Annotated in this window: 17 protein-coding genes; 6 read left to right on the top strand and 11 right to left on the bottom strand. The window is 63.7% G+C overall.

Annotated features, from left to right (window positions below):
* Window positions 1–11 precede the first annotated feature (11 nt).
* The gene (locus P9272_RS30045) at window positions 12–731 is read left to right on the top strand and encodes a DUF599 domain-containing protein (RefSeq protein ID WP_278163466.1); all 720 of its coding nucleotides are present in this window, start codon (window positions 12–14) and stop codon (window positions 729–731) included.
* Here the strand turns inward: P9272_RS30045 and P9272_RS30040 are convergent.
* The 5 genes from P9272_RS30040 to P9272_RS30020 all read right to left on the bottom strand — a co-directional run bounded on the left by P9272_RS30040 (window position 704) and on the right by P9272_RS30020 (window position 4,674).
* Window positions 704–1,501: a YdcF family protein gene (locus P9272_RS30040; protein ID WP_278163464.1), complete on the bottom strand. Its 798-nt coding sequence runs from the start codon at window positions 1,499–1,501 to the stop codon at window positions 704–706. The genes P9272_RS30045 and P9272_RS30040 overlap by 28 nt on opposite strands.
* Window positions 1,502–1,529: 28 nt before the next feature.
* A complete protein-coding gene (locus tag P9272_RS30035; protein WP_278163462.1) occupies window positions 1,530–3,095 on the bottom strand; it encodes an amidase family protein in 1,566 nt (521 codons plus the stop codon).
* The gene (locus P9272_RS30030; protein WP_278163460.1) at window positions 3,095–3,553 is read right to left on the bottom strand and encodes a GNAT family N-acetyltransferase; all 459 of its coding nucleotides are present in this window, start codon (window positions 3,551–3,553) and stop codon (window positions 3,095–3,097) included. Before P9272_RS30030 ends, P9272_RS30035 begins: the two co-directional genes overlap by 1 nt.
* A gap of 4 nt (window positions 3,554–3,557) precedes the next feature.
* Window positions 3,558–3,845: an Asp-tRNA(Asn)/Glu-tRNA(Gln) amidotransferase subunit GatC gene (gene gatC / locus P9272_RS30025; protein WP_040987223.1), complete on the bottom strand. Its 288-nt coding sequence runs from the start codon at window positions 3,843–3,845 to the stop codon at window positions 3,558–3,560.
* A gap of 121 nt (window positions 3,846–3,966) precedes the next feature.
* Entirely contained in the window at window positions 3,967–4,674 is a 708-nt protein-coding gene (locus P9272_RS30020; RefSeq protein ID WP_128259131.1) for a metal-dependent hydrolase, read from the bottom strand.
* A gap of 116 nt (window positions 4,675–4,790) precedes the next feature.
* Here P9272_RS30020 and ruvX point away from each other — a divergent pair, with 116 nt between their 5' ends.
* The gene (ruvX, locus tag P9272_RS30015; protein WP_278163457.1) at window positions 4,791–5,273 is read left to right on the top strand and encodes a Holliday junction resolvase RuvX; all 483 of its coding nucleotides are present in this window, start codon (window positions 4,791–4,793) and stop codon (window positions 5,271–5,273) included.
* Here ruvX and P9272_RS30010 read toward each other — a convergent pair.
* The 3 genes from P9272_RS30010 to P9272_RS30000 all read right to left on the bottom strand — a co-directional run bounded on the left by P9272_RS30010 (window position 5,215) and on the right by P9272_RS30000 (window position 7,904).
* On the bottom strand, window positions 5,215–5,565 hold the full coding sequence (locus P9272_RS30010) for a DUF6105 family protein (RefSeq protein ID WP_128259133.1): 351 nt from the start codon (window positions 5,563–5,565) through the stop codon (window positions 5,215–5,217). The genes ruvX and P9272_RS30010 overlap by 59 nt on opposite strands.
* On the bottom strand, window positions 5,565–6,116 hold the full coding sequence (locus tag P9272_RS30005) for a hypothetical protein (protein WP_347404081.1): 552 nt from the start codon (window positions 6,114–6,116) through the stop codon (window positions 5,565–5,567). The genes P9272_RS30010 and P9272_RS30005 overlap by 1 nt, the downstream gene beginning before the upstream one ends.
* Before the next feature lie 159 nt (window positions 6,117–6,275).
* On the bottom strand, window positions 6,276–7,904 hold the full coding sequence (locus P9272_RS30000) for a DNA alkylation response protein (protein WP_278163455.1): 1,629 nt from the start codon (window positions 7,902–7,904) through the stop codon (window positions 6,276–6,278).
* A 162-nt stretch (window positions 7,905–8,066) separates the two neighbouring features.
* Here P9272_RS30000 and P9272_RS29995 point away from each other — a divergent pair, with 162 nt between their 5' ends.
* From P9272_RS29995 to dprA, 4 genes are all read left to right on the top strand, one after another.
* Window positions 8,067–9,032 carry an aspartate carbamoyltransferase catalytic subunit gene (locus tag P9272_RS29995; protein WP_278163453.1) on the top strand — a complete coding sequence of 322 codons (966 nt, stop codon included), beginning with the start codon at window positions 8,067–8,069 and terminating at the stop codon, window positions 9,030–9,032.
* Entirely contained in the window at window positions 9,029–10,315 is a 1,287-nt protein-coding gene (locus P9272_RS29990; protein WP_278163451.1) for a dihydroorotase, read from the top strand. Before P9272_RS29995 ends, P9272_RS29990 begins: the two co-directional genes overlap by 4 nt.
* 183 nt (window positions 10,316–10,498) lie before the next feature.
* Complete coding sequence (gene plsY / locus P9272_RS29985) at window positions 10,499–11,080, top strand: glycerol-3-phosphate 1-O-acyltransferase PlsY (RefSeq protein ID WP_278163449.1); 582 nt, start codon at window positions 10,499–10,501, stop codon at window positions 11,078–11,080.
* Window positions 11,077–12,204, top strand: coding sequence for a DNA-processing protein DprA (gene dprA, locus P9272_RS29980; protein ID WP_278163446.1), 1,128 nt, complete (start codon window positions 11,077–11,079; stop codon window positions 12,202–12,204). The genes plsY and dprA overlap by 4 nt, the downstream gene beginning before the upstream one ends.
* A gap of 31 nt (window positions 12,205–12,235) precedes the next feature.
* Here the strand turns inward: dprA and P9272_RS29975 are convergent, their stop codons facing one another.
* The 3 genes from P9272_RS29975 to P9272_RS29965 all read right to left on the bottom strand — a co-directional run bounded on the left by P9272_RS29975 (window position 12,236) and on the right by P9272_RS29965 (window position 14,698).
* The gene (locus P9272_RS29975) at window positions 12,236–13,378 is read right to left on the bottom strand and encodes a hypothetical protein (protein WP_278163444.1); all 1,143 of its coding nucleotides are present in this window, start codon (window positions 13,376–13,378) and stop codon (window positions 12,236–12,238) included.
* Between the two features lie 93 nt (window positions 13,379–13,471).
* A complete protein-coding gene (locus tag P9272_RS29970) occupies window positions 13,472–13,756 on the bottom strand; it encodes a hypothetical protein (RefSeq protein WP_278163442.1) in 285 nt (94 codons plus the stop codon).
* A gap of 30 nt (window positions 13,757–13,786) precedes the next feature.
* Window positions 13,787–14,698: a DUF535 family protein gene (locus tag P9272_RS29965; protein WP_278163440.1), complete on the bottom strand. Its 912-nt coding sequence runs from the start codon at window positions 14,696–14,698 to the stop codon at window positions 13,787–13,789.
* Window positions 14,699–15,005 lie beyond the last annotated feature (307 nt).

Here is a 15,005-nt window from a genome sequence, read left to right as displayed (position 1 = left end):
TAAAAGAGCGTATGGGCGACTCACTCCACCTTTCACCGGCAGATCTGGCGTCTTTGACCTTCTTCCTGATCGTCTGGGTCCTGCACACGCTCGCCTCCGACGGCAAGCTGGTCAGCCGCGTCTCGCTGACGACCGCGATGAACGCTCAGCGCGAGGCCTGGATGCGCAACATGGCCGAGCGCGAGATCCGCATCGTCGACACCGCCATCATGGGCGGCCTGCAGCAAGGCACGGCCTTCTTTGCCTCAAGCTCACTGATCGCGCTCGGCGGCTGCTTCGCCCTGCTCGGCGCCTCAGACCGCGTGCTGCAGGTGCTGGCCGACCTGCCCTTCGGCGCGACGGCGTCGCGCGAAAGCTTCCAGACCAAGGTGTTCGGCCTGTTGCTCATTCTCGCCTTCGCCTTCTTCAAATTTGGCTGGGCCTACCGGCTATTCAACTATTGCTCGATCCTGATCGGCGCGGTGCCGACCCCGCATGGCCCGGCTTCGCGCAATCCGGTCAGCGAGACCGCGGTGTGGCGGGCGACGCGCATGAACGTGCTTGCCGGCAAGCATTTCAACGCCGGGCTGCGCGCCGTCTTCTTCTCGATCGGCTATCTCGGCTGGTTCGTCGACCCGGTCGTCTTTGTGATATCTACCCTGGTGCTTCTGGCGGTGCTGGTGCGCCGCCAGTTCTTCTCGGCGGCGCGGCAAGCGGTGCTTGGTCAGCCGCCCGGTCCGGGAAAGAACTGATCGATCTTGCCGGAAAGCCGGTAGGCGAAAAGCCCGATCCATTCGCGCACCGCCGTGGTGGTCGCCTGCACCGAGTCCACCGGATTGTCTCGATAGAAGCCGACGCCTTCCTTGCCCGAGGTGCGATAATCGACCGGCCATGGAATGGTCGCAAAGCCCGCCTTGTCGAACAGCGCCTTGGCGCGCGGCATGTGGAACGCCGAGGTAACCAGAAGCCAGGTCTCGTCCGGCTTCGGCTCGACAAGCTTTCGCGAGAAGACAGCATTCTCGTAGGTGTTGCGCGATTGGTCCTCGAGGATCAGGCGATCGGCCGAAACGCCGAGCGCCCCGAGCAAGCGCGGCGCCGTGTCGGCGTCGCCCTCGCCGTCGAGGAAAAGCGAGCCATTGCCGCCGGACACGACGATCTTCGCCTGGGGAAAGCGCCTGGCGAGGATCGCCGTTTCGACCATACGATCGCCGCTGCTGTTCAACTCATAACCGCCGCGCACCAGATTTATGGCGCCCTCGAAGCCGCCGCCAAGCACGACGATGCCGTCGACCTTCTCAGGCAATGGCGGCTTCGGAAAGCGTTCTTCCAGCGGGTTGAGCATCATCGCACCGACCGACGTCCAGGCCGAAAGAACCAGAATCGCGATGCCCAGCACGCTGACTGTGGCCGCCAGCCGGCGGCGCCTGAACAGCGCTGCCAACAGGCCGGCAAGCAGCAGGAAGATCGCCAGGTTGATTGGCTGGCCGAAGAACCAGAAGATTTTCGATAGTAAGTAGAACATCCCTACCCTCTTGTTGGAGGGGATGACGCTACCACCACTTTTCCGGCTGAAATTTGCCCGCCGCCTGCTCGATGACGTTGGCCGTCTGGAACAGCGTTTCCTCGTCGAATGGACGGCCGATGAGCTGCAGGCCGAGCGGTAGGCCCTTCCCGTCGAGGCCGGCCGGGACGGAAATGCCGGGAAGGCCCGCCATGTTCACAGTCACCGTGAAGATGTCGTTGAGATACATCTTAACCGGATCGGAGGTCATGTCCTCGTCGGCGATGCCGAAGGCGGCCGACGGGGTCGCGGGAGTCAGGATGACGTCGACGCCGGCGGCAAAGACGTTCTCGAAGTCGCGCTTGATCAGCGTGCGCACCTTCTGCGCCTGCAGATAGTAGGCGTCGTAATAGCCGGCCGACAGCACATAGGTGCCGATCATGATGCGGCGCTTGACCTCGCGGCCGAAACCCGCGGCGCGCGTTTTCTCATACATGTCGATGATGTCCTTGCCGGGCACGCGCAGGCCGTAGCGCACGCCGTCGTAACGCGCGAGGTTCGACGAAGCCTCGGCCGGCGCCACGATATAATATGCCGGCAAGGCATATTTGGTGTGCGGCAGCGAGATGTCGACGATCTCGGCGCCTGCATCCTTCAGCCAGGCAATGCCTTTTTGCCAGAGAGCCTCGATGTCTTCCGGCATGCCGTCGACGCGATACTCCTTCGGAATGCCGACCTTCATCCCCTTGATCGGCTTGCCGATCGCCGCCTCATAGTCCGGCACCGGGCGGTCGACCGAGGTCGTGTCCTTCGGGTCGACCGAGGCCATCGACTTCAACAGGATCGCGGCGTCGCGCACGTCGCGCGCGATCGGCCCGGCCTGGTCGAGTGACGAGGCGAAAGCAACGATGCCCCAGCGCGAGCAGCGCCCGTAGGTCGGCTTGATGCCGACCGTACCGGTGAAGGCGGCTGGCTGGCGGATCGAGCCGCCGGTGTCGGTGGCTGTGGCGCCGGCGCAGAGAAAGGCGGCTACGGACGACGCCGAGCCGCCGGACGAGCCGCCCGGCACCAGCTGGGCGTTGTCCAGCGTGCGCTGGGTCTTGGTGCCGCCGGCGGAGACGAAGCCGCCATCGCCCTGATGCGTCGTCGGCATGACCACCGTGTCAAGCCGCGAACGCCGCCACGGATTGATCACCGGACCGTAATAGGAGGTTTCGTTGGACGAACCCATGGCGAACTCGTCCATGTTGAGCTTGCCGAGCATCACCGCTCCGTCGGCCCACAGATTGGACGTTACGGTGGACTCATAGCGCGGCCTAAAACCGTCCAGCACATGGCTGCAGGCCTGGGTGTGGATGCCTTCGGTGGCGAAAAGGTCCTTGATGCCGAGCGGAATGCCTTCCAGCGCGCCGCCCTCGCCCTTGGCGAGCCTGGCATCCGAGTTCTTGGCCATGTCGCGCGCCTTGTCGGCGGTGACAGTCACATAGGCGTTCAGCACCGGATTGGCGCGCTCGATCGCCGCGAGATAGGCTTCGGTGATTTCGGCCGCGGTGATCTCCTTGCCGCGCAGCTTGGCGCGGGCCTCGGAAATGGTGAGATGTGTGAGATCGCTCATCAGGCAAGGCTCTTTTCGTAAAACACCGACCATTCGGAGTCGGGATAATCCAGCACCGGTCCGCATCGCGTGAATCCGGCGCGCTCATAGACGGTCCAGGCGGCGGGATGCCGATCGCCGGTTTCGAGAACCAGCCGCTTCAGACCTTCATGCCTGGCCAGCGCCTCGACCCGTCCGACGATCTCGGCGCCGATCTTGCGTCCGCGGTGCGAAGGCCGCGTATACATGCGCTTGACCTCGCCGGTCGCCTCGTCGTGGCGCTTGAGCGCGCCGCAACCGACGGCAAAGCCGTTGTCGCGCGCGATGAACACCGTCGTATCCTTGTCCGCCATCTGCTCGACGGTGAGGTGATAGCAGTGCTCGGGGGGCGTCAGTTCGAGCAGCGCGGCATTGAGTTCGGCGACCAGCGCGCGCACGTCGTCCTGCAGAGGCGTCTCGACGGCAATCTCGACAGCCACGGTCCTACTCCACCACCTTCGGAACGAGGAAGAAGTTCTCTTCGGTCGCCGGCGCATTGGCGACGATGTCGGCAGGCTTGTTGCCGTCGGTGACGACATCCTGGCGCTTCTTCATCTCCATCGGCGTGACCGAGGTCATCGGCTCGACGCCCGAAACATCGACCTCGTTCAACTGTTCGACGAAGCCGAGGATGGCGTTCAATTCGCCGGTCATGCGCTCGGCGTCCTCCTCGCTCACCGCGATACGGGCAAGGCGCGCGACGCGCTTCACGGTCTGAAGATCAACGGACATGTTCTTTTCGCCTCGGGAAAATCAGTGCGGGCTATAGCGGCGCTACGCTCAGCGCGCAACACGGATGATGGTGGCCTGGTCAAACCGTGCCGCCGGCACGTCCCGCGAAACGACGAACTGCCTAGATCGTGATTGCTTTCCCAATCTCCGGCAGCGCCACCGTGACGCCCGAGCCTTCCATGCCGGCGACGAACTTGTCGGCGGTCTGGTCGATCATCGGAAAGGTGCCGAAATGGCAGGGAACGACGGTGTCGAAGCCGAAGAAGCGGCGGCAGGCAAGAGCCGCCACCGCGCCGCCCATGGTGAAGCGGTCGCCGATCGGCACGATGCCGATCTTCGGCTCGTGCAGTTCGTTTATCAGGCCCATGTCAGAGAAGATGTCGGTGTCGCCCATGTGGTATAGCGTCTTATCCTCGGGAAAATGCAGGACGAGCCCACCCGGATTGCCGAGATAGGTGTTCGTGCCGCCTTCGCCGCCGAAGGAAGACGAATGCAGCGCCTGGACAAACGTCGTGGTGAACGGTCCGCAATCGACGGTGCCGCCGATATTGCCCGGATTGATCTTGTCGCCGCTGACGCCCTGGCCGACTAGGTACATGCAGATCTCGAAATTGGCGACCAGCATGGCGCCGCTTTTCTTCAGCACCTCGGCCGCGCCGCTGACATGATCGCTGTGGCCGTGGGTCAGGAGAACGTGAGTCACACCTTCCGCCGGCCCTTCCCAGCCGCCGGTCCAGGACGGATTGCCGACCAGATAGGGATCGATGAGAATGGTGGCGTCCGTGGTCTCGATGCGGAATGCCGAATGCCCGTACCAGGTCAGTTTCATGAATGCTTTCCTCGATTTTCCCGTTGCCAAAGGATAGAACGCTGGCGGCAAATTTAAAGTGGCGCCCCACCCCTAAACGTCAACGGGATGTGACGCCTGGATGTCAGGGGAAGCTGTTGGGGATTATTTCAATCGAGGAACTGCCGGAGCAGCTTGCCGACGGCAAGACGCTCGCCGGGCTCGATCTCGGCGACAAGACGATCGGTGTCGCGGTCTCCGACCGCGGGTTGTCCTTCGCCCATCCGCGCCCGGTGATCCTGCGCAAGAAATTTTCGCTCGATGCCGCCCGACTGCTCGCTCAACTTGAAAAGGACAATGTCGGCGCCATCGTGCTTGGGTTGCCAGTCAACATGGACGGCTCCGAAGGGCCCCGCGCGCAAAAATCGCGCGCCTTTGTCCGCAACATGGCGCCGCTTTCGGACCTGCCCTTCGTGCTGTGGGACGAACGGCTGTCAACGGTGGCGGCTGAGCGGACGCTGATCGAGATGGATTTCTCGCGCAAGAAGCGCGCCGGCAAGATCGATTCGGCGGCCGCCGCCTTTATTCTGCAGGGAGCGTTGGACCGGCTTCAGTCGCTCCGGCAAGGCCATCCTCGTTGATGTTGCCGATATTGCCCTGCCGGCGCTGCCTGATCCATTCGGCGATGTTGCGCCGGCGCCGGAACGCCCAAAGGCCCATGAGCAGGACAAAGTCGAAAACGCAGGTCCGCGCCACCATGCCCGGTATGATGGCCGGATCGACGCCTAGCATCTGGCCATAAAGCTGGAAGGCGAAATCGTGAACTTGCCGGCTCAGCATCGCGTAGCCGAAATTCATGTCGTTGGCCGACAGGAAGAACCATCCCCAGAAGATGGCCATCGGAGCGGCCCAGAGTGTGAATATCGTGCGCATCAGCGCCTGCCTCCAGGCTTGTTCTCCGGGCGGCCGGATATGCGGGAAAGCAGCGAGCTGTGCGCGGCCCCCATCGCCATGCGCGAGGCGGCACCAACATCGCCCTCAGGCATTTTCATTGCAGCGGCAAAGGCGGAGCGGCGTTCGGCTGTCACCGCGACATAGGAGGCAAGCAGTGCCGTCATCTGAATTCCGACGATCACGAACAGGCCGTCGATGCCTTGCACCACGCCGCCGATGAGGATCAGCGAAAGCAGGGATGATGCGAAGATGAAGGCGACCCGCGCGACGCTCTCACCCGCATCCAGCCTTGCCGCGCCGTTGAGCAGGGTCTCGACAAAGGTCCAGCAGAACAACACCGCGACGGTCAGGAGCGCGACCGAAAGCGGCGCGACCAAGGCGACATTTTCAAGCTGCGGAAACCTGCCGCCCTGGATCGAGAGGCCGAGCACGCCAAGCGCCGCTGCTATGCCCCGGCTGCCATCCATGCACACATAGGCAAGCAGGGCGAAAACCACTGCCCAATGCAAGGCCAGAACTGAGCTCAACACGTGCCGCATACGCATCCTGCTTCGCGGAGCCCGGGTTATGGTTAACCGTTCCCTACTCCAGCAAGCGGAGATTGGGCTTTGCGAAGGTCCGCCGCAATGGAAACCATTTGTTAAGGTTAACGACTATCCACAGGACGGCAATTAGCTTTGGAAGCCGGATCAGGTCACCGGCGGATAGAGCGTGTCTATGATCATGCGCGCGTCGTGGCGCGAATCGAGCATGCCGTAAGTAGTGCGCCACTGCCCGCCGAGCCGCGTTTCGACGAAAGCGTCGGCAATCCGCCCTGCTCCCAGCCTGCGAAGCTCGGCCGCGGCGGCCGAAAGCGCGAGCTGTTCCGTCAAAAGGCGCGCCGACCCTTGGTCGGTCGCGGCGACCTGCATGGCGGCCTTCAGCACGCCGATGGTCCCGCGGCCGCCCGCGCCGAGGTCGCGGTCGATGCCGGCCAGCACTTCCTCGAACAGACCTGGCGCGCGGCCAAGCACGCGCAGCACGTCGAGCGCCATGACATTGCCCGAGCCCTCCCAGATCGCGTTGACTGGCGCCTCCCGGTAATAGCGGGCAAGCGGCGCGTCCTCGACATACCCATTGCCGCCGAGGCATTCCATTGCCTCATAAAGCAGCCCCGGCGCGATCTTGCAGACCCAGTATTTGACGACCGGCGTCATGGCGCGGGCAAAGGCCGCCTCGCCGCGATCGCTTGCCGCCTCGTCGAAGGAGCGCGCCAGCCGGAACGACAGCGCCGTGGCCGCGGCGACGTCGAGCGCCATATCGGCCAGAACCCGCTGCATCAGCGGCTGGTCAATCAGGTTCGAGCCGAACACCTGGCGGTGGCGCGTGTGGTGAACGGCCTCGGCGAGCCCTGCCCGCATCAGCGCCGAAGAAGCGACCGCGCAGTCGAGCCTGGTCAGCGTCACCATGTCCATTATGGTCTTCACGCCCGCGCCGGGATCACCGACCATCTCGCCGATCGCGTTGACGAACTCCACCTCCGACGAGGCGTTCGAGCGGTTGCCGAGCTTGTCCTTCAGCCGCTGGAAGCGGAAACCGTTGCCGGAGCCGTCGCCCAGGATGCGCGGGACAAGGAAGCAGGACAGCCCCTCCGGCGCCTGACCGAGCACCAGGAAGGCATCCGACATCGGCGCCGACATGAACCATTTGTGGCCGGTCAACCGGTAGAACCCGCTTCCCGTGCGCTCCGCTCTGGTGGTATTGGCGCGCACGTCGGTGCCGCCCTGCTTCTCGGTCATGCCCATGCCGAGTGTCAGCCCGGCCTTCTGCACCGGCGGCTTCTGCGTCTGGTCGTATTTGCGTGTCGTCACGCGGGGCGCCCATTCGCGGAAGAGTTTCGGGCTCGCCATCAACGCCGCCAGCGACGCGCTGGTCATGGTGATCGGGCACAGGTGCCCGGTCTCGAGCTCGGCGGTCAGATAGAAGCGCGCCGCCCTCACCTGATGGCGGCGGCCGATCTCAGCATCGCCGTTTTCCCAGACGGAAGAATGCAGGCCACCGGCTATCGAGCGGCGCATCAAGGCGTGATAGGCCGGATGATATTCGACCAGGTCGAGGCGCCGGCCCTGGCGGTCATGCGTCCGCAATTTCGGCGTGTCGGTGTTGGCGAGGCGGGCAAGCTCCTGCGCCTCCTGCGTCATCACGAACCGGCCTAGCCCGTCGAGATCCTTGCGCACGGGGTCGGAAAAACGCTCGGCAAGCTGGATGAGCAACGGATCGCCCCGCCATGCGTTGCCGCCCGTCAGCGGCGGCGACTGGTTGATCACCTCGTCGGTCACGCGTCTTCCTTACATTCCCAGGCCGCGATCACGAATCCGAGGCCATCCGGCCTTATAGCCCAAGCGTTACGGCACGCGCGACGAAAATACCGGGGAGAACGCCCGCAATCCAAAGCTGGCGCTTGCGGCAGGCCGGACCGCACCCTATAGCAGCGCCTTGAGATGACCGACGCTTCGTCCCTCCCGCTCTTTCCCCACCGCCATCTTCTGGGCATCCGCGATCTTTCCCCCACCGATATCGAGATGTTGCTCGATCGCGCCGACCGGGCCGTGTCGATCTCGCGCCAGCCTGAAAAGAAGACCTCGACGCTGCGCGGCCGTACGCAGATCAACCTGTTCTACGAGGCATCGACCCGCACGCAGTCTTCCTTCGAGCTCGCCGGCAAGCGTCTTGGCGCCGATGTCATGAACATGTCGGTGGCGAGCTCCTCGGTGAAGAAGGGCGAGACGCTTATCGACACGGCAATGACGCTGAACGCCATGCGGCCCGACATTCTTATCATCCGCCATCAGTCGGCGGGTGCCGCCGCCCTGCTCGCCCAGAAGGTGGGGTGCTCGGTGGTCAATGCCGGCGACGGCGCGCATGAGCACCCGACGCAGGCGCTGCTCGACGCGCTGACCATCCGCCGCGCCAAGGGGCCGCTGTCGAAGCTGATCGTGGCGATCTGCGGCGACATCCTGCATTCGCGCGTCGCCCGCTCCAACATCGTGCTGTTGAATGCGCTCGGCGCGCAGGTGCGCGTCGTGGCGCCCTCGACGCTGCTGCCCTCCGGCATCGACAGGATGGGCGTGATCGTCGCGCGCTCGATGGCCGAGGGCCTGAAGGACGCCGACGTCGTGATGATGCTACGCCTGCAGCGCGAGCGCATGGAAGGCGCCTTCGTGCCGTCGATCCGCGAATATTTCCGCTATTTCGGCCTGGATGCCGAAAAGCTGAAGGCTGCCAAGGACGACGCGCTCGTCATGCATCCCGGGCCGATGAACCGTGGCGTCGAGATCGCCTCCGAGATCGCCGACGGACCGCAAAGCGTCATCCAGGAACAGGTGGAGATGGGGGTCGCCGTACGCATGGCGGTCATGGAGGCGCTGCTTGATCCGCGCCGCAACCATGAGGGGCGCGGCGCATGAGCGTGACCGTCTTCAGCAAGGCGCATATCGTCGACCCGTCGCGCGGCGTGGATGAGATCGGCAGCGTCATCGTCGACGGCCGCAAGATCGTCGCGGCCGGAAAGGCCGCATTGAACCAGGGGTCGCCCGAAGGCGCCACCGTCGTCGACTGCGCCGGCAAGACGATCATTCCAGGCCTTGTCGACGCGCGCGTTTTCATCGGCGAACCCGGCGGCGAGCATCGCGAAACCATCGCCTCGGCAAGCGTGGCTGCGGCGGCCGGGGGCGTCACCTCCATCGTCATGATGCCCGACACCGATCCTGTGATCGACAATGTGGCGCTGGTCGAATTCGTGCTGCGCACGGCACGCGACACCGCAAGCGTCAACATCTTCCCGGCGGCCGCGATCACCAAGGGCCTCGACGGCCGCGAGATGACCGAATTCGGCCTGCTGCGCGAGGCCGGCGCCGTCGCCTACACCGACGGCCGCCACACGATCGCCAACGCGCTGGTGATGCGCCGGGCGCTGACTTACGCCCGCGATTTCGGCGGCGTGATCGCGCATGAAACGCAGGACGCCAATCTCGCGGCGTCCGGCGTGATGAACGAAGGCCTCTATGCGAGCTGGCTCGGCCTGCCGGGCATTCCGCGCGAGGCCGAACTCATCCCGCTCGAGCGCGACCTGGCATTGGCGCGGCTGACCGGCGGCGTCTATCACGCGGCAAAGATCTCGTCGGCGATGGCGGCGGGCGCGGTAAACCGGGCAAAGACGGACGGCGCCAATGTCACGGCTGGGGTCGCCATCCACAATCTTTCGCTCAACGAGAACGATGTCGGAGAATACCGCACCTTCTTCCGGCTGACCCCGCCCCTGCGGGCCGAGGATGACCGGCTGGCGATGATCGAGGCGATCAAGGACGGCACGATCGACATCATCGTCTCCTCGCACGACCCCCAGGACGTCGACACCAAGCGCCTGCCCTTCGCCGATGCCGCTGCCGGCGCCATCGGGCTGGAGACGCTGCTTGGCGCGGCGCTTCGGCTCTACCACAATGGCGACGTGCCGCTGCTCAGGCTGATCGAGACATTGTCCACGGCGCCGGCAAGACTGTTCGGCCTGCCAGGCGGCACACTCCAGCCCGGCGCGCCGGCCGATCTCGCTGTCGTCGATCTCGACGAGCCGTGGATCGTCAGCGAAAGCGGTCTGCACTCGCGCTCGAAGAACACCTGTTTCGAAGGTGCGCGTCTTCAGGGCAAGGTCCTGCAGACCGTGGTCGCGGGCCGCACGGTGTTTTCCACATAGACCGTCCGACGCACTGCGCTATCAAATCTGCCAGGCACAGAGTTGCTTGGCGAACCCTCACGACTCTACCATTATGCCCAACTGTGCTTGAGCGGTGCCAGCTCTTGCAAATCCTGGTTGCGCAACACACATTGAATCAATCTTAGGGCGAGTATCTGGGGCGACAGGAGTATGGGGGAAATAATGGGTTACGCGATCGCGCTCGTCTTCGGCTACCTGCTTGGCTCGATCCCGTTCGGGCTCCTGATCACCCGCGCGGCCGGGCTCGGCGATGTCCGCAACATCGGCTCCGGCAATATCGGCGCGACCAATGTGCTGAGGACGGGCAATAAAGGTCTCGCCGCCGCAACGCTGCTGCTCGATGCGCTGAAAGGCACTGCCGCGGTACTGATTGCTGGGCATTTTTTGCCGGACTTCGGGCTCCTCGCCGGCTTCGGCGCCTTCCTCGGACATCTGTTTCCGGTCTGGCTCGGCTTCAAAGGCGGCAAGGGCGTCGCAACCTATCTCGGCGTGCTGCTCGGCCTTGCATGGCAAGGCATGCTCGTCTTCGCCGTCGTCTGGCTCGCGATGGCCTTCCTGTTTCGATACTCCTCACTGGCCGCATTGGCGGCGGCAGTCATCGTGCCGATCGTGCTCTATTTAATTACCACGCCGCAGATCGCCAGCCTGTTCGCTGTGATGAGCCTGATCGTCATCATCAGGCACCATGCCAACATCTCGCGGCTGCTGGCCGGCACCGAAGGTAGGATCGGGGCGAAGGGATGAGTGCTCCAGCCGCCGGCCCGCGCCTCAGCGACCGGCAGCGGCTCGCCTGGCTTCGGCTGATCCGCACGCCCAATGTCGGTCCGGCTTCGTTTCGCGGACTGATCAACCGCTTCGGCTCCGCCGAAGCAGCGCTCGAAATGCTGCCCGAATTGATGATCTCCGGCGGCGCCAATCGCATCGTCCGCATTCCCTCCATCGCCGAGGCAGAAGCCGAGCTAGACGCCGCCCGGCGCGCCGGCGCCCGCTTCGTCGGCATTGGCGAGGCCGATTATCCGCCCTTGCTGAAGACCTTGGACAATCCGCCGCCGCTGCTGGCGGTGAAAGGCGAAGGCGCGGTCTTCCGCATGCCGGCGGTGGCGATTGTCGGCGCCCGCAACGCCTCGCTGGCCGGGATCAAGATGGCGCGTATGCTGGCGGCCGACCTCGGCCGCGAAGGCTACGCCATCGTTTCGGGCCTGGCGCGCGGCATCGATACGGCCGCGCACAAGGGCAGCGTTTCGACCGGAACCATCGGCGTGCTGGCCGGCGGGCTCGATGTCCCCTACCCGCCCGAGAATGCCGGCCTGTGCGACGACATTGCCGATCGCGGCGGCGCCATCGTTTCGGAAATGCCTTTCGCCTGGCAGCCGCGCGCCCAGGATTTCCCGCGCCGCAACCGCCTTGTCGCCGGCATGGCGCTCGGCCTGGTGGTGGTCGAGGCCGCGCAACGTTCCGGCTCGCTGATCAGCGCCCGCCTCGCCAATGAAATGGGCCGGCTGGTCTTTGCCGTGCCGGGCTCGCCGCTCGATCCGCGCGCGGCCGGCTGCAACGCCCTGCTCAAGGATGGAGTCACGCTGGTGACCGAAGCTGCCGACGTGCTCGGCGCGCTGGCGCCGCTTGCCGGCACCCTGCCTTCGAGAATCGCCCCACTCGCCGAAGCCCCCGACATGTTAGCCATGCCGCCGCCCGGCGAAAACGACCGCGCCCATGTGCTGGAAGCGCTGGGGCCCACGCCGACAGGCATAGATGAGATCATCCGCCACACCGGATTGAGCGCCGCGCAGATTGCGATGGTGCTGCTTGAACTCGACCTCGCCGGCCGGATCGAGCGTCACGCCGGCGGGAATGTGTCGCTGGTCACGTGATCTGGCACGTGCGCCCGCAAGGCTGATTTCCCTACCGGAACAAATATTTCGACACTTCGGGATTGCCGCGGCGCCACATCACATTGTCGAGGAAATAGTGGTGCACGTTGATGAAGATCAGCACGATGAAGAAGAACAGGGAGGAACCGAGCACCTGTTTGTCGTAAGGGACCAGCGCGGTCAGCACGAACGGGATCAGCCAGAAGCCGAGATAGCCGAGCGCGCCGCCCCCGATGATGAATCCCAGCACCCGCCACCTGTAGCGGGGTCCGAGAACGGATAGTATTTTGGGTTCCGGATCGCTCACGGCATCCGAGACGTCGCGCTCGACATTGGTTTGGTAGCGCCAGACAACGGCCAGATATTGCAGCGAGTGGAGCGCCGGCACCACCAGCAGCCAGAGCGGGTTTATCCTCGCAATCAGGATCCATAGATAGAGCGAGGCGACATAGGCAACGATGCCGTTATACGGTAGGCCACCATTTTTTCGCCAATGCCTGGCCAGCATCAGGAGCGTAGCCGCCGTCGATCCGACGGCCGCCAGCACCGCAATGTCGGTGATCCATGAAGGCGCGGCGAAAGTGTAATACTGGAGCCCATAATACTGTCCCGCGGTCACCGCCGTGTTGGTCTGCAGCCAGGCCAGGATCCACACCGCGTAGCTGTTGACGAGCAGCACCTTCTTGTCACGGTCATCGAAGAATTTGCGCTTCAGCACAGCGTCTACCATCAGCATGCCGTAGCCTTGCTTGACGTAGTGCCAGCCGACGAAGAAGAACATTGCGTTGGCCGCGAAGCCAAGCAGGCGCACGTTCGACATTGCCGCGCCATAAGCGAAGAACAGGGTCATCATCACCGGAACGATGACGCCGGCGAAAATGTAGCGAAGCTGCAGGCTTCTGTCGTATCCTTCGCCGCGCACCTTGCGGCCGAAATTGCGATAGAAGATCTGGTAGGAATGGGCGAAATGCGGATAGTTCACCAGATAGGCAACGACGACCATCGTCGCGGCTAGCGGACCTTCATAGTCGCGCGGCACGAAAAACAGCAGCGGCAGGATCAGAAAAGCGCTGCCGCCGAGCATGAGGAAATCGGCGACCGGCCCGAAGAGATATTTGCCGCGCGACGTTGCCGGTTTGCTGGCCGTCGTCTCTACCGAAAGGTCAAGTGCCATCGTGGAGCCTCCCTCGGAGGCCCGAGCTTAACCAGGACCCTGTCCAGGAACAAGGCGACGCGGCAGGATCATTTTGTCTGGGGAAGTTCCCCGTCAGGGTGAGGCGGTCGAAGCGATCTTCATCAGCCGCTTTCTGGCCTCCGCGACCCGCTGCTGTTCCGACCTTATGCGGTCGCACAGCGCAAGATTGATCCCGACGCCGCATTCCTCGTCCAGCAGTTTCTTTGCATGATTGAGCGAAATCTCTGCGCGCTTGACGCGCTGTCTGGCCCTGGCCAGTTCCAAGTTCAGTACATCCACTGTATCCGCATCCCAAATTGCGGTCCCTTCCGGGATTGAACGGGCGCGAATAATTATTGTTCCGAGCGCCAAGGGCATCAAGCTGGCCAGTAATGACGCAAAGCGCGGCTATTTCCTAAGCAGAGGCCGAACTGAATCCCTCACCTGCTCTGTGAGGTCATCCTCAAGGCGCCATCGCCTGCGAACCCGGGCCCGTTTGTTGGGCTTGTACTCGGTAATCTCGCGCTGCGCCTTGGCGATGGGCATGGCGAACATCGAGGGTTCCGTCCGGAGTCCCCCGGACTCCATCCAGAAACCGTCATAGTCGGCGGAGATGCGGCGGCGCAAACTGTAATCGGTTGCAAAAACATGTCCCGCATTCGAAACGGCAAAGAGGCCGGACAACCCCAAGGACCGGCTAAGAACCTGCGCCACGAAAAGGAGCACCGTTTTCGGCCGCATGCCCTCCATGGCGTTCGTCAAGACACGGGCGTCTTCCAGGCTCTGCGCGCCGGCCGAAACGCTCTTGAGGGCGCCTATCAAAAGGACCTCCCCCGCTCCTTCGATGCGCAACAGCGACCGGTCCACGATTGCCAATCCCATCTCAATGATCGGCCGGTGATCCAGACAAAGGATAAGGCGCCACTCCGCTTCCCTGTGGAGGCCCGCCTGGCCGGTCAGATCGACTGCGACTCTCCCCGCGGGTGTCGCGACGGCAGCTAGTTTCAGGCCGTCAGTGTGGCTCTCGACCAATGCGGCGTCGCCGAGCAGGCGAACCGCTGCGTTGTAGTGGCCCAGCAAGGCCGTTGCGCGATCGCCGCGCTTCAATCCCACTGTCAGATAGGGACGGACAACCTTGAGTGGGATATCTGGATAACGGTGGAGGATTGGGGCGAAGGGCTCGGCACCAAGCCTCAACCCGACGTCGGCGATATCTCCACGATAGAGCCACCGGAGGGCGGCCCATTTGACCGCATGAACCCGCTCGTTAAGCCTGCGGCGGAAAGCGGAAGGCGCTCGCCTGCCCCGACGTGACGACACCACTGCCCCATAATTCTATTCGGCGCGACACCAAGATAATACTTCTGTGGTGATCGCCGATGGCAAGACTTCAAGGACGGCTAGATCCGTTCATCGGAACCAGTTCTGCTGCTCAATCGCATGCTCGAACCAAGCCGCGAGCCCGCCCTATCGCGAACCGCATCCCCAGGCAATTTACAAAAATGTAAAGAACAGGCGGAAAGCGTAGCGACAAATGTGAGTCGGACACTTTGCCCTTCCCGAGAGATGGGTGACAGTTCATTCCGGATAGATGGGTTACACTTTTGGCCCTTTGCAAGGAGAGCAA

This window comes from Mesorhizobium sp. WSM4976 (genome assembly GCF_029625685.1).
Classification (GTDB): domain Bacteria; phylum Pseudomonadota; class Alphaproteobacteria; order Rhizobiales; family Rhizobiaceae; genus Mesorhizobium.
This window is presented reverse-complemented; position numbering and strand designations above follow the sequence as displayed.

Excerpts from the sequence above, each read along its gene's own strand:
- P9272_RS30045 (WP_278163466.1), top strand. The coding sequence starts at position 12 with ATGGGCGACTCACTCCACCTTTCACCGGCAGATCTGGCGTCTTTGACC.
- P9272_RS30040 (WP_278163464.1), bottom strand. The coding sequence starts at position 1,501 with ATGTTCTACTTACTATCGAAAATCTTCTGGTTCTTCGGCCAGCCAATC.
- P9272_RS30035 (WP_278163462.1), bottom strand. The coding sequence starts at position 3,095 with ATGAGCGATCTCACACATCTCACCATTTCCGAGGCCCGCGCCAAGCTG.
- gatC (WP_040987223.1), bottom strand. The coding sequence starts at position 3,845 with ATGTCCGTTGATCTTCAGACCGTGAAGCGCGTCGCGCGCCTTGCCCGT.
- P9272_RS30020 (WP_128259131.1), bottom strand. The coding sequence starts at position 4,674 with ATGAAACTGACCTGGTACGGGCATTCGGCATTCCGCATCGAGACCACG.
- P9272_RS30010 (WP_128259133.1), bottom strand. The coding sequence starts at position 5,565 with ATGCGCACGATATTCACACTCTGGGCCGCTCCGATGGCCATCTTCTGG.
- P9272_RS29995 (WP_278163453.1), top strand. The coding sequence starts at position 8,067 with ATGACCGACGCTTCGTCCCTCCCGCTCTTTCCCCACCGCCATCTTCTG.
- P9272_RS29990 (WP_278163451.1), top strand. The coding sequence starts at position 9,029 with ATGAGCGTGACCGTCTTCAGCAAGGCGCATATCGTCGACCCGTCGCGC.
- plsY (WP_278163449.1), top strand. The coding sequence starts at position 10,499 with ATGGGTTACGCGATCGCGCTCGTCTTCGGCTACCTGCTTGGCTCGATC.
- dprA (WP_278163446.1), top strand. The coding sequence starts at position 11,077 with ATGAGTGCTCCAGCCGCCGGCCCGCGCCTCAGCGACCGGCAGCGGCTC.
- P9272_RS29975 (WP_278163444.1), bottom strand. The coding sequence starts at position 13,378 with ATGGCACTTGACCTTTCGGTAGAGACGACGGCCAGCAAACCGGCAACG.
- P9272_RS29970 (WP_278163442.1), bottom strand. The coding sequence starts at position 13,756 with ATGCCCTTGGCGCTCGGAACAATAATTATTCGCGCCCGTTCAATCCCG.